Annotated in this window: 11 protein-coding genes; 3 read left to right on the forward strand and 8 right to left on the reverse strand. The window is 72.6% G+C overall.

Features of this window, described 5'->3' with window-relative positions; all coding sequences use genetic code 11:
• Window positions 1–8 precede the first annotated feature (8 nt).
• From ectB to OG452_RS28005, 3 genes are all read right to left on the reverse strand, one after another.
• On the reverse strand, window positions 9–1,277 hold the full coding sequence (ectB, locus tag OG452_RS27995; RefSeq protein WP_327298336.1) for a diaminobutyrate--2-oxoglutarate transaminase: 1,269 nt from the start codon (window positions 1,275–1,277) through the stop codon (window positions 9–11).
• A gap of 29 nt (window positions 1,278–1,306) precedes the next feature.
• A complete protein-coding gene (gene ectA, locus OG452_RS28000; protein ID WP_327298337.1) occupies window positions 1,307–1,837 on the reverse strand; it encodes a diaminobutyrate acetyltransferase in 531 nt (176 codons plus the stop codon).
• 388 nt (window positions 1,838–2,225) lie between these two features.
• Complete coding sequence (locus OG452_RS28005) at window positions 2,226–3,365, reverse strand: pyridoxal-phosphate-dependent aminotransferase family protein (RefSeq protein WP_327298338.1); 1,140 nt, start codon at window positions 3,363–3,365, stop codon at window positions 2,226–2,228.
• Between the two features lie 151 nt (window positions 3,366–3,516).
• Here OG452_RS28005 and OG452_RS28010 point away from each other — a divergent pair, with 151 nt between their 5' ends.
• Together OG452_RS28010 and OG452_RS28015 are read left to right on the forward strand one after the other, a co-directional pair.
• A complete protein-coding gene (locus OG452_RS28010) occupies window positions 3,517–4,602 on the forward strand; it encodes an amidohydrolase family protein (protein ID WP_327298339.1) in 1,086 nt (361 codons plus the stop codon).
• A gap of 356 nt (window positions 4,603–4,958) precedes the next feature.
• On the forward strand, window positions 4,959–5,933 hold the full coding sequence (locus OG452_RS28015; protein WP_405560384.1) for an SCO1860 family LAETG-anchored protein: 975 nt from the start codon (window positions 4,959–4,961) through the stop codon (window positions 5,931–5,933).
• A gap of 57 nt (window positions 5,934–5,990) precedes the next feature.
• Here the strand turns inward: OG452_RS28015 and cobC are convergent, their stop codons facing one another.
• Together cobC and OG452_RS28025 are read right to left on the reverse strand one after the other, a co-directional pair.
• Window positions 5,991–7,055 (reverse strand): Rv2231c family pyridoxal phosphate-dependent protein CobC, encoded by a 1,065-nt coding sequence (cobC, locus tag OG452_RS28020; protein WP_327298341.1) that lies wholly within the window; start codon window positions 7,053–7,055, stop codon window positions 5,991–5,993.
• A complete protein-coding gene (locus OG452_RS28025) occupies window positions 7,039–7,620 on the reverse strand; it encodes a cobalamin biosynthesis protein (protein WP_327298342.1) in 582 nt (193 codons plus the stop codon). The genes cobC and OG452_RS28025 overlap by 17 nt, the downstream gene beginning before the upstream one ends.
• A 73-nt stretch (window positions 7,621–7,693) precedes the next feature.
• Between OG452_RS28025 and OG452_RS28030 the strand changes: the two genes are divergently transcribed.
• Window positions 7,694–8,416, forward strand: coding sequence for a ZIP family metal transporter (locus tag OG452_RS28030; protein ID WP_327298343.1), 723 nt, complete (start codon window positions 7,694–7,696; stop codon window positions 8,414–8,416).
• An 80-nt stretch (window positions 8,417–8,496) separates the two neighbouring features.
• Here OG452_RS28030 and OG452_RS28035 read toward each other — a convergent pair whose 3' ends face one another.
• From OG452_RS28035 to OG452_RS28045, 3 genes are read right to left on the reverse strand one after another with little or no spacing between them, the layout of a single operon-like run.
• Window positions 8,497–9,924: a cobyrinate a,c-diamide synthase gene (locus tag OG452_RS28035; protein WP_327298344.1), complete on the reverse strand. Its 1,428-nt coding sequence runs from the start codon at window positions 9,922–9,924 to the stop codon at window positions 8,497–8,499.
• The gene (cobO, locus tag OG452_RS28040) at window positions 9,918–10,514 is read right to left on the reverse strand and encodes a cob(I)yrinic acid a,c-diamide adenosyltransferase (RefSeq protein WP_327298345.1); all 597 of its coding nucleotides are present in this window, start codon (window positions 10,512–10,514) and stop codon (window positions 9,918–9,920) included. Before cobO ends, OG452_RS28035 begins: the two co-directional genes overlap by 7 nt.
• Window positions 10,514–12,583: a putative cobaltochelatase gene (locus tag OG452_RS28045; RefSeq protein WP_327298346.1), complete on the reverse strand. Its 2,070-nt coding sequence runs from the start codon at window positions 12,581–12,583 to the stop codon at window positions 10,514–10,516. The genes cobO and OG452_RS28045 overlap by 1 nt, the downstream gene beginning before the upstream one ends.
• Window positions 12,584–12,631 lie beyond the last annotated feature (48 nt).

Genomic DNA, 12,631 nt, shown 5'->3' on the forward strand with positions numbered 1-12,631 from the left:
GTGGTGCGTCAGGCGGTCTCGCGGACGGAACGGGCCAGGATCCTCAGGCCCTCGTCCAGTTCTTCGGTGGAGACGGTCAGCGGCGGCAGCAGTTTGACGACCTCGCTCTCCGGGCCGGAGGTCTCGAGGAGCAGCCCGAGCTCGAAGGCGCGGCGGCACACGGCCGTGGCACGCGGCTTGTCCTCGAACTCGATGCCCCAGACGAGGCCACGGCCGCGGAAGCTCACGCCGGCACCGTCATTCTCCTCGACGAGGGCGAGCAGCGCACGCTCGACCTGCTCGCCGCGGGCCAGCGTCTGCTTCTCCATCTGGCCGTCGGCCCAGTACGTCTCGAGGGTCGCGGTGGCGGTGACGAACGCCGGGTTGTTGCCGCGGAAGGTGCCGTTGTGCTCGCCCGGCTCCCACACGTCGAGCTCGCCCTTGAAGAGGCAGAGCGACATCGGCAGCCCGTAGCCGCTGATGGACTTCGACAGCGTCACGATGTCGGGGGTGATGCCCGCTTCCTCGAAGGAGAAGAAGCCACCGGTGCGGCCGCAGCCCATCTGGATGTCGTCGACGATCAGCAGCATGTCCTGGCGGTGGCAGAGCTCCTGGAGCGCGCGGAGCCACTCGGCGCGCGCCACGTTGATGCCGCCCTCGCCCTGGACCGTCTCGACGATCACGGCGGCGGGCTTGTTGAGACCGGAGCCCTGGTCCTCCAGCAGGCGCTCGAACCAGAGGAAGTCCGGGATCTGGCCGTCGAAGTAGTTGTCGAACGGCATCGGCGTGCCGTGCACCAGCGGGATACCGGCGCCGGCCCGCTTGAAGGCGTTGCCGGTCACGGCGAGCGAGCCGAGCGACATGCCGTGGAAGGCGTTGGTGAACGAGACGACGGACTCGCGGCCCTTGACCTTGCGGGCCAGCTTCAGCGCCGACTCGACGGCGTTGGTGCCCGTGGGGCCCGGGAACATCACCTTGTACGGCAGGTCGCGCGGGCGGAGGATCACGTTCTGGAAGGACTCCAGGAAGGCGCGTTTCGCCGTGGTGGCCATGTCCAGGCCGTGGGTGATGCCGTCGCGCTCGATGTAGTCGATCAGGGCGCGTTTGATCACCGGGTTGTTGTGGCCGTAGTTGAGCGATCCGGCCCCGGCGAAGAAGTCGAGGTAGGTGTGGCCGTCCTCGTCGTGGAGGTAGCTGCCCTGGGCCCGGTCGAACACGGCCGGCCAGCTGCGGCAGTAACTGCGCACCTCCGACTCAAGGGTCTCGAAGACACTCAGGGCGGGCGGGGTGATGGTCACAGCAATCTCCTGGGGGTGAGGGATGTCAGTCAGGCCGAGACGGGGCTGATGCGGTACAGCACTTCCGGCTGGTGCGTCCCTTCGGGGAACAGTCCGCCGTCGAAGAGCACTTCACGTTCCACTGTCGCCCCGTGACGCTCTGCGAACGAGCGGAACAGGCGGTCGGACGCGGTGTTGTCCGGGGAAATGGTGGTTTCCAGCTCCCGGACCACCCCCCTGGCGGTCACCTTGGCGATCAGGCCGTCCAGCAGTACGCCGGCGAGGCCCTGGCCGCGATATGCCTGGTCGACGGCTACCTGCCAGACGACAAGGGCTTCGGGGCGGTCGGGGCGGACATATCCGGTGACGAAGCCGATGGGGGCACCGGCCGTGTCACGCGCCACCACGGAGGTCGCTGCGAAGTCGCGACACCACAGCAGGTAGCTGTACGAGGAGTTGAGGTCCAGCACCTCGGAGTCGCGGGCGATGCGCCAGATCGCGGCTCCGTCCTCCACTCGTGGGGTGTCTATCTCGTGGAATTCGCTACGGGCACGTACAAGGTCTTCTTGCGCGGCGGTCATGTAAGGGAAATTTACCCAGCAAATTCAAAAAATGCATTCTGGCGCAGGGTTGGCCAAAAGCGCAGACCATGCTATCGCGCGGGCGCGGGTCGGAGCCCTCCCGGTCGCGAATATGGATGATTTGTCCTGGAATTATCGGGCAAACCGAGCCGACTGTGGGGTCGGTCACATGTGCGTAACCTTCGTGATGCATGTCCGAAAACCGCTGATGGACCCTGTTGAAAATACTGCGTTTAGGGTCCGGGAAAGCGGGCAGAAGAAAACAGATAGCTGTAGGTAAAAGCTGGAATTCTGTTTTCTGCAATTCTTTGATTAGTGGCTGTGTACGGGCCGGTACCGGCCCGTACACAGCTTCCGCCGTCAGCACCCGCCGCAGCGGTCCGGTGGCTCAGCCGCGCTGCCAGGCCGCCGTAACGGCGCCGCGCGCGGCCTCCAGGTCCACGGCAGCCGCCGGACCGCCCGAAGCCGGTCCAGCCGCCGCTGTGGCGTCGCTCAGCGCGGCACCCAGTGCCGCGAGCGAGGACTGCACCACGCCCTGGGCGGCGTCCGGTCCGTAGTGGTTGATCCGCACCATCTCCCCGGCCAGCGCCCCGCCGCCCGCGATCAGCGGCAGCGTCGGGTCGGCCGCCAGGGCCTTCGCGACCAGCTCCGACGCATCGACCCCGGCCGGGGTGCGGAGTGTGGTGGCCACCGGGGCCGCGTCCCGTGCCTCACGCACGAACGGCGCCAGTCCGCCACCCAGGGCGAGCGCCCCGGCCCGGGTGGCCGCCGCGGCCCGTGCGTGCCGGTCCATCACCGCCGCGGGGCCCTCCGACTCGATCCGCTCCAGACAGGCCCCCAGCGCCAGCATCTCCAGCTGGGCGGGCGCGTGCGGCAGCGCGGTACGCCCCGCGTCGATCCAGCGCTCCTTCCAGTCGAGGAGCGACAGGTACGAGCGGCGCGGAGCCCCCGGGTTCTCCGCGAACCGCTGCCAGGCGCGCTCGCTCACCGAGACCGCCGACACCCCGGCGGGACCGCCCATCGCCTTCTGCGCGCCGATCACGCAGAGGTCGACGCCCCAGACGTCCGGCAGCAGCGGCTCAGCGCCCACCGAAGCGACCGCGTCCAGCATGAAGAGCGCGCCGTGCGCCCGTACCGCCTCACCGATCTCCGCGACCGGATTGGTGTTGCCGGTCGCCGCCTCCGCGTGGACCAGGGACACGAAGTCGATCTCCGGGCGGGCAGCGAGCGCCTCGCGCACCTGGGCCGCTGTTACCGCGGTGTGGAACGGCACGGCCAGGTCGACCACGGTGACCCCGCAGTCGCGCAGCCAGTTGCCGAAGGTCTGGCCGTACGGCCCGGTGATCACATTGAGCGCGGTGGAGCCCGGCCTGGCGCCGGCGCGGATGCATCCCTCAAGCGGCAGCAGCGCCTCCCCCTGCATGATCACGACGTCCTGCCGGGTGCCGAGCAGCGAGGCCGTCTGCCGCTCGATCGCGGCGAAGTGCGCGGGGGTGAGCGGGGCGAGGTCAAGGAAGGGGTGCGTCACGGTGGTGCTCTCTTCACGAGGTCGTTCGGGCTGCCCGATGGTGTTGCCGGTCCGAAGGTGCCGACCGGCCCGGCGATGGTGCGGTCCGATGGTACTGAGCGGGCTTCCGGGCCCCTGACGCCCGGCGCGGTCCCGTCGTTAGGCTCGCCGTATGAGCGATCACACGGTGCTGCATGTGAAGGGGCGGGTGCTGGTCGGGCCCGACGACGTCAGGGACGAGCTGTGGGTGGTCGGCGGGCGGATCACCTACATACGCCCGGCCGCGGAGGCCGTCACCGTGCGGGGGTGGGTGCTGCCCGGTCTGGTCGACGCGCACTGCCATGTCGGGCTCGACGCGCACGGCGCGGTCGACGACGCGACCAGCGAGAAGCAGGCGCTCGGCGAGCGGGAGGCAGGGGCGCTGCTGCTGCGCGACGCGGGGTCGCCGTCCGACACCCGCTGGATCGACGGCCGCCCCGACCTCCCGAAGATCATCCGGGCGGGCCGCCACATCGCGCGCACCCGCCGCTACATCCGCAACTTCGCCCATGAGATCGAACCGGGGGATCTCGTCGAGTACGTCGCCAGGGAGGCCCGCAACGGCGACGGCTGGGTCAAACTCGTCGGCGACTGGATCGACCGGGAAACCGGCGACATGTCCGCCTGCTGGCCGCGCGGGGAGGTGGAGGCGGCGATCGCCGAGGCGCACCGGCTCGGGGCCAGGGTCACCGCGCACTGCTTCGCCGAGGACTCGCTGCGCGACCTCGTGGAGGCGGGGATCGACTGCATCGAGCACGCCACCGGGCTGACCGACGAGACCATCCCGCTCTTCGCCGGCCGCGGGGTCGCGATCGTGCCGACGCTGGTGAACATCGCGACCTTCCCGCAGCTCGCCGCGGGCGGCGACGCCAAGTATCCGCGCTGGTCCGCCCATATGAGGCGGCTGCACGAACGCCGTTACGACACCGTCCGCTCCGCCTACGACGCGGGTGTGCCGGTCTACGTCGGTACGGACGCGGGCGGTTCGCTGCCGCACGGCCTGGTCGCCGAGGAGGCTGCGGAGCTGGTGAAGGCGGGCATCCCGGTGTCCGACGTGCTGTCGGCCGCGTCCTGGGGCGCCCGGGAGTGGCTGGGCAGGCCGGGGCTCACCGAGGGCGCGCCGGCCGACCTCGTGGTGTACGGCGAGGACCCGCGCGAGAACGTACGGGTGCTGGGCGCTCCGCACCGGGTGGTCCTCGAAGGCCGTGTGGTGGGGTGAGCCGTCTCGTGGGGTGGGAGGAACGTACGGATGCGGGGCCGCGTCGCCCCGGCGGGGTGCCGGGTTGACCAACGCGTGACGTGAGACTCCGGCAGTCGTTGAGACACCCGCTGTGTGTCGGAGGGCCGCCGGCGCGCCACCTCCGGACGGTGAAACAAGGGGTCCAGAGGAACGCCCGTGCCTCAGGATTCGAATGCAGGCGCGGAAACGCCACTTTGGAGTGAACTCACGTCAGGTTGCTGACCGTTCACCCACAGTGCGTAAAGATTCCGGTGTCTCGGTCGCCGACGCAGCCACGAAGTCCCCGTGAATCGCGCCCCCGGCGACGTCATGTCTCTTGTGGGGGTTCCACCACCTTGAACAGCAACACCTTCCGTATGTCCGCACGCAGAATGTCCGCACGCCGTACGGCTGCCGTCTGCGTGGCCGCCGCGCTGACCGCGGGCCCCGCGGCGCTGCTGGCCGCGGCACCCGCCCAGGCGGCCTCCGGCAGTGACGGAAAAGCGAGCGCGGTCGTGCTCCGTACCGGGCTCGACGTCTCGCTGCTCAACAAGACCGTCGATGTGCCGCTCACGGTCGCGCTCAACGAGGTGCACGCCCCGGCCAGTGCGGACAGGACGGCGCTGACCGCGAAGCTGGACGGCGTCGACAAGGGCCGCCCGTTCAGCCTGCTGCGCGCCGATGTCGCCACCGCCCGGGCGACGGCCGACCGGCACAAGGCGGAGGGGTACGCCAACGTCGCCCGCGCGTCGGTCCATGTCCCCGGGCTGCCGCTGCTGTCGCTGATCGAGGTCGAGAAGGTCACGTCGAAGGCGGTCTGCGAGGCCGGTGAGCGGCCGCACGCCGAGTCGAACGTGCTCGGCCATGTGACGGTGCTCGGCAAGAGGATCACGCTCTCCGCCGGTGGCACGACCCAGATCCATGTGCCCGCCGTCGGCGATGTGACGCTCGGCCTCTCGAAGACCAGCACGACGTCCCGTACGGCCGCTGCCACCGCACTGCAGCTCAAGGTGTCGGTCAACCCACTGAAGCTGAACGTCGCCGATGTCCGGGGCGAGGTCACCCTCGCTCAGGCGACCTGCGAGTCGCCGAAGGCCGCCCCGTCGCACCACGAGGGCGGCGGCCGGCCGGTGGAGCCCACCCCCGCCACCGGGGCCAAGGAGCAGACCGTGGCCGACTCGAAGCCCGCGGCCGCACCGGAGAAGGAGAACCTCGCGGAGACCGGCGGCAGCTCCATGACGCCGTACATCGCAGGCGGCGCGGCGGCCCTGGTCCTGGCCGGCGGCGGCGCGCTCGCGGTGGCACGCGGACGGAGCCGCAACAAGGCCTGATCCGTACGAGAGCCGGGGCCGCACCGGAGGGGGGTGCGGCCCCGGCCCGTCCGGACCTCAGCCGGAGACTCCGCTCAGCGCCTGGTCGAGCGCCTGCAGGAACCGGTTGGTCGTCGCGCGGTCGCGCACCGCGAGCCGCAGCCACTCGGGCCCGAGCCCAGGAAAGGTGTCACCGCGCCGGGCCGCGAAGCCCAACTGCCGCAGCCGGGCGCGCACTTGGTCGGCACGCGCCATCCGGACGAGTACGAAGGGGCCCTCGGCCGCCTCCACCGCGCATACCTCGTCGAACTCCGCGAGACCGGCCAGCAGATGGGCGCGGTCCGCGGCTATCGCGTGCGCGGCGAGCTCCGCCTCGGCGAGCGCGGGAGCCGCCGAGCACGCCTCGGCCGCGGCCAGCGCCGGAGTGGACACCGGCCACAACGGCTGTGCGCGCGCCAGCAGTTCCACGGTCTCCGGACCGGCCAGCACATAGCCGATCCGCAGCCCGGCGAGCCCCCAGGTCTTGGTGAGGCTGCGCAGGACGATCAGGCCCGGCACATCCGTACGGTCCGCGAGCGACTCGCGCTCGCCGGGCACCGCGTCCATGAACGCCTCGTCGACCACCAGCAGCCGCCCCGGCGCCGCCAGCGCGGCGAGCGTCCCGGCCGGATGCAGCACGGACGTCGGGTTGGTCGGATTGCCGACCACCACCAGGTCCGCCGCTTCGGGGACGGCGGCCGGATCCAGCCGGAAACCGTCGTCCGCACGCAGCAGCACCCGCCGCACCGTGTGCCCGGCGTCGCGCAGCGCCGCCTCCGGCTCGGTGAACTGCGGATGCACGACCACGGGTCTGCGCACCGGAAGGGCGCGGGCGATCAGCACGAACGCCTCGGCGGCGCCGGCCGTCAGCAGGACCCGTTCGACCGGCAGCCGGTGCCGGGCGGCCACCGCGGCTCTGGCGGCCCGCCCGTCCGGATACGCGGCCAGGCCGCCGAGCGACCCCGATATATGGTCCCTGAGCCAGGGCGGGGGAGTGCCCGCCCTGACATTGACCGCGAGGTCGGTGAGGCCGCCGGGACCGCAGTCCCGTACCTCGGCGTCGCCGTGGTGCCGCAGATCGTGGACGTCAGTGTGTGGGCGCATGACTGCCATGGTGGTGAAGGTGGTGCCTCTCGTCATCAGGGTGGACGTGGGGCTGTTGTGGAAGTCCCGGATCCGCCGTGCCGCCGGGCGGCGTCATCCGGTGCCCCGGGCCCGGTGCTTGCGGTTCCCGGCGTACGACGGCGCAGGTCGCCATCGCCGGCCGGCCGCGCGGCGCCGACTTCCGCTTCGGAACGAGCAGTTGGCCTCCGGCGGCGAGCGCGGCGGCCTCCGCGACCGACGGGGTGCCGACCGCGGCCCGCGACCTGTCCGACGGGTGGGGCACCACGATCCGGGCGAGCGCGGCGGCGCTGTACGGACGCAGCGGCACCCCCAGTCGCACGGCGGCGGCGACCAGCCCCGGTTCGGCGGCCCTGGTCTCCACGGTCGCCAGCTCGGCGACGTCGAGCGGCGAAAGACCGGCGTCCCGCAGGGCGGCCGCGATCAGCCCGGCGACCTCGCCGGCGCGGACCCCGCGGGAGGCACCGACGCCCACGACCAGGTCCGGTCCGGGGCCCTGTGCGCGCGCGGCCGGCGCACGCGCCGGGCCCGGGCGGGCAGCGGACACGGCGGCGGGATCCTCTCCGACGGATTCAGGCGTTGACATGCGGAACCGGGGTGTCATGGGCTAGGCAGGGCCCATGGCGGTCTTCGTCGCGCTCGGCGCGTTCCTGATGACGCTTGTCGGTGGCTGGACGGCCCAGCGGGTCACCGACAAGCGTCATCTGGTGCTGGGCCTGGCCGGCGGTCTGATGCTCGGTGTGGTCGGGCTCGACCTGCTGCCCGAGGCGCTGCGTGCGGCGGGCGGCGAGATCTTCGGTGTGCCCGCCGCGCTGCTGCTGTTCGTCGCGGGGTTCCTCGTCGCCCACCTGGTGGAGCGGCTGCTCGCGGTGCGCCAGGCGGCGCACGGCGCGGCGGAGGAGCGGGTGCCCCAGGTCGGGCTGACGGCGGCGGCCGCGATGGTCGGCCACAGTCTGATGGACGGCGTCGCGATCGGCGCCGCCTTCCAGGTGGGCAACGGGATGGGAGCCGCCGTGGCCATCGCGGTGGTCACCCACGACTTCGCCGACGGCTTCAACACGTACACCCTGACCAGCCTGTACGGGAACGCGCGGCGCAAGGCGGTCTTCATGCTGGTCGCCGATGCGCTGGCTCCCGTGGTGGGTGCGGCGTCGACCCTCCTGTTCACTCTTCCGGAGCAGCCGCTCGGCTGCTATCTCGGCTTCTTCGGCGGTGTTCTGCTCTATCTCGCCGCCGCCGAGATCCTGCCCGAGGCACACCACGAACACCCGGCCCGCTCCACGCTGCTCTGTACCGTGGCGGGGGTGGCGTTCATCTGGCTGGTGGTGGGCGTCGCGGGCTGAGAGCCCTGAGAGCCCACGAACCCGCCCCGGCTTCCGGACCGGCCCGTCCATCCCACGCGCCGCCCCCGCGACCGGCCCGTTCATCCCGCGCACCCCTCCACGAATCTGCGGGCGACCTCGGGCCGTGCGGCCCAGTGCGTGTGCAGATAGCTCGCGTGCACGCCCTGCTGGACGAACCCCTCGACCCGGCGCTCCGGCTGGTGCACACCCCACGCGGGGATGGCGCCCGCACCGGGCTCCAGGACCGTGCGGTGGAACTCATGGGCACGCAGCCGGGTCCCGGCCTGCGCCAGCGAGCTGTCCGACACGGCCACCGCGTCCCGGTAGCCGAGCGTCAGCCGCTCCGACATCCGGGCCTCGGCGTCCAGCACACCGCACATCGGATGCCCGTCGAGCGAGCGCGACAGATACAGCAGGCCGGCGCACTCGGCGGCGACCGGCGCACCGGACGCCGCCAGCTCCGCGACGGCCCCGCGCAGCGGCTCGTTGGCGGACAGCTCGGGCCCGTACACCTCCGGGAAGCCGCCGCCTATGACGAGCGCCCCGGTGCCCTCGGGGAGCCGCTCGTCGTGGAGCGGGTCGAAGCCGACGACATCGGCGCCCGCCGCGGTGAGCAGCTCGGTGTGCTCGGTGTACGAGAAGGAGAACGCGGCCCCGCCGGCGACGGCGACGACGGGGCGCGCACGGCGGGCAGCCCCGCCGCCGGAGGCCGGGGCAGGACGGCCCGCCCCGTGGCCCGAAGGCCGGGCCGGGGTGTCGGACCCGCCGACGCCAGGGGCAAGAGCCTCCCGCGGGTCCCACGCCCCGGCGTCCAGCGGCGGCGCGCTCCGCGCCAGCGCCAGCACCGCATCCAGATCGCAGCCGGCCCGCACCTGCTCCGCCATGGCCGCGACGGCGCCCACCGCGTCGGGCCGCCGCTCCGCCACCGGCACAAGCCCCAGATGCCGGGACGGGGTCTGCGCCTGCCCGGTACGCCGGAGCACCCCGAGCACTGGAACCCCCGACTCGTCCAGCGCCTCCCGGAGCAGCGCCTCGTGCCGGTCGGAGCCCACCTTGTTGAGGATCACCCCGCCGATCCGCACCCGCGGGTCCCAGGAGGCGAACCCGTGCACCAGCGCCGCCGCCGACCGGGACTGCGACGACGCGTCGACCACCAGCACCACCGGGGCCCGCAGCACCTTCGCGATCTGCGCGGTGGACGCCAGCTCGCCCTGCCCGGCCGCCCCGTCGTACAGACCCATCACGCCCTCGACGACCGCGAGATCCGCGCCGGCCGCACCGTGTGCGAAGAGCGGCCCGATCAGCTCCGTACCGCACAGGTACGCGTCGAGATTGCGCCCGGGGCGGCCGGTCGCCAGCGCGTGGTAGCCGGGGTCGATGTAGTCAGGACCCACCTTGTGCGGCGACACGGCGAGACCGCGCCCGGCGAACGCGGCCATCAGCCCGGTGGCGACCGTGGTCTTGCCGCTGCCCGACGACGGCGCGGCGATGACGAGTCTGGCTACCACTCGATGCCCCTCTGCCCCTTCTGCCCCGCGTCCATCGGATGCTTGACCTTGGACATGTCGGTCACCAGGTCGGCGAAGTCGAGCAGTGGCTGCGGCGCGTTCCGCCCGGTGATCACCACGTGCTGGGTGCCGGGCCGGTCCCGCAGCACCGAGACCACCTCGTCGGTGTCCACCCACCCCCAGTGCATGGGGTACGCGAACTCGTCCAGCACGAGCAGCCGGTAGCTCTCCGCCGCCAGATCCCGCTTGACCTGCTCCCAGCCCTCCCGGGCGGCTTCCTCGCTCGACTCGATGTCCCGCTGGACCCAGGACCACCCCTCGCCCATCTTGTGCCAGGCGACCGTCCCGCCCTCGCCGCTGTCCCCGAGCACCTTCAGGGCCCGCTCCTCGCCGACCTTCCACTTGGCGGACTTCACGAACTGGAACACCCCGATGGGCCAGCCCTGATTCCAGCCGCGCAGCGCGAGCCCGAAGGCCGCGGTCGACTTCCCCTTCCCGATACCCGTATGCACCATGGTCAGCGGCCGGTTGCGGCGCTGGCGGGTGGTGAGCCCGTCCTCGGGCACGGTGGTCGGCTGTCCCTGCGGCATTACGCTGCCCTCCTCGTAGAACTGCTCTGTGCGTCCCGCACTACGTCCTTCACCAGCCCCGTGATGCTCTCGGCCCGCAGTTCGTCCAGCGTCACCGCGGTGCCGCCGAGCCGTTGCGCCAGCTCTCCGGCCAGCCCGAGCCTGACCGGCCCCGCCTCGCAGTCCACGACGACCGACGCGACGCCCTCCGCCTCGTGCAGCCGCGCCGCGCGCGCGGCCAGCGCGACCGGATCGGGGCCGCCGGTGGCCCGGCCGTCGGTGACGACCACGAGCAGCGGCCGGCGCGACGGGTCCCGCATCCGCTCGACCCGCAGCACCTCATGGGCCTTCAGCAGCCCGGCGGCCACCGGGGTGCGCCCGCCGGTCGGCAGCGTGTCGAGGCGGGCCGCGGCCGCGTCCACCGACGAGGTCGGGGGCAGCGCGATCTCCGCGTCCTTCCCGCGGAACGTCACCAGACCCACCTTGTCCCGCCGCTGGTACGCGTCGAGCAGCAGCGAGAGCACGGCGCCCTTCACCGCGCTCATCCGCTGCCTGGCCGCCATCGACCCGGAGGCGTCCACCACGAAGAGCACCAGATTGCCCTCGCGCCCCTCACGGGTGGCCTGCCGCAGATCGTCCCTGCGGACCACGAGCCCGCGGCCGGACCGCCCGCGCGCCCGCTGGTGCGGCGCCGCCGCCTGGACCGTCGCCGCCAGATGCAGCCTGCTGAGCGCGCCCTGCGGCCGGCGCGAACCGGTGGTGCGGCCGTGCTCGGTCCTGGCCCGGGAACGGCGCCCCGCGGCGCCGTCGCCCAGCCCCGGCACGCTCAGCATCCGCGTACGGAACGGCTCGGCCGCCTTCGCCGCCGGCTGCTCCGCGGCACTGCCCGGCGCGGCGGGTCCGCCCCCGCCGGTCTGCTGCTGCGCGGGCGTGTAGGACCCGTCCGCCGATGGCTCCTGCTGCTGCGGCGTGTCGGCCGGTCCGCCGTCCCCGTCGCGCTGTGGCGGCAGCCCGCCACCGCCGCCGCCGTCGGGCCCGCCGTCGTCATCCCCATCGTCGTTCCCGCTGCCGTCGTCGTCCCCGGCGGACTCCTTCAGCGTGTCGTCGAGCTTGTCCTCGTCGAGCCCCGGCGCGTCGAACGGGTTGCGCCTGCGGCGGTGCGGCAGCGCGAGCAGAGCGGCCTGCCGTACGTCGTCGGCCGTGACATCCGACCGCCCCGCCCAGGCGGCCAGCGCGGTCGCGGTGCGCGCCATCACGATGTCCGCGCGCATCCCGTCCACCTCGAAGGCGGCGCAGGTCGCGGCGATCTGCCGCAGCGCCGGGTCGCCAAGACGCACGGAGGGCAGCAGCGCCCGCGCGGCCACGATGCGCGCCCGCAGTCCGGCCTCCTCGCCGGCCCAGCGGGCGGCGAAACCGGCGGGGTCGTCGTCGTACGCGAGCCTCCTGCGCACCACCTCGACCCGCTGGTCCGGGTCGCGCGACGCGGCGACCTCGACGGTCAGCCCGAAGCGGTCCAGCAACTGCGGCCGCAGCTCGCCCTCTTCGGGGTTCATCGTCCCCACGAGCAGGAACCGCGCGGCGTGCCGTACGGAGACGCCCTCGCGCTCCACGTACGAGGCGCCCATGGCGGCCGCGTCGAGCAGCAGGTCCACCAAGTGGTCGTGCAGCAGGTTGACTTCGTCGACGTACAGGATCCCGCGGTGCGCGTCGGCGAGCAGCCCCGGCTCGAACGCCTTCACGCCATCGGCCAGCGCCCGCTCGATGTCCAGCGCGCCGACGAGCCGGTCCTCCGATGCGCCGACGGGCAGTTCGACCATGCGCGCGTCGCGCACCACGCCGTCGGTCGACTCGTGCGGGCCGTCAGGACATGCCGGGTCGGGGGCTCCGGGGTCGCACGAGAAGCGACACCCGGAGACCACCGGGACCCCGGGCAGCAGCGCGGACAGGGCCCGCACCGCCGTACTCTTCGCGGTCCCCTTCTCGCCGCGCACGAGTACGCCGCCGACAGCCGGGCTGACCGCGTTGAGCAGCAGCCCGAGACGCAGGTCATCCATGCCCACGACAGCGGTGAACGGGTAGGGCGTGCTCACTTGGGGATCACTCCTTCAGATGCTCGGGTGACAGGTTCACCAACGGAC

The sequence above is a fragment of the Streptomyces sp. NBC_01197 genome, assembly GCF_036010505.1.
Classification (GTDB): domain Bacteria; phylum Actinomycetota; class Actinomycetes; order Streptomycetales; family Streptomycetaceae; genus Streptomyces.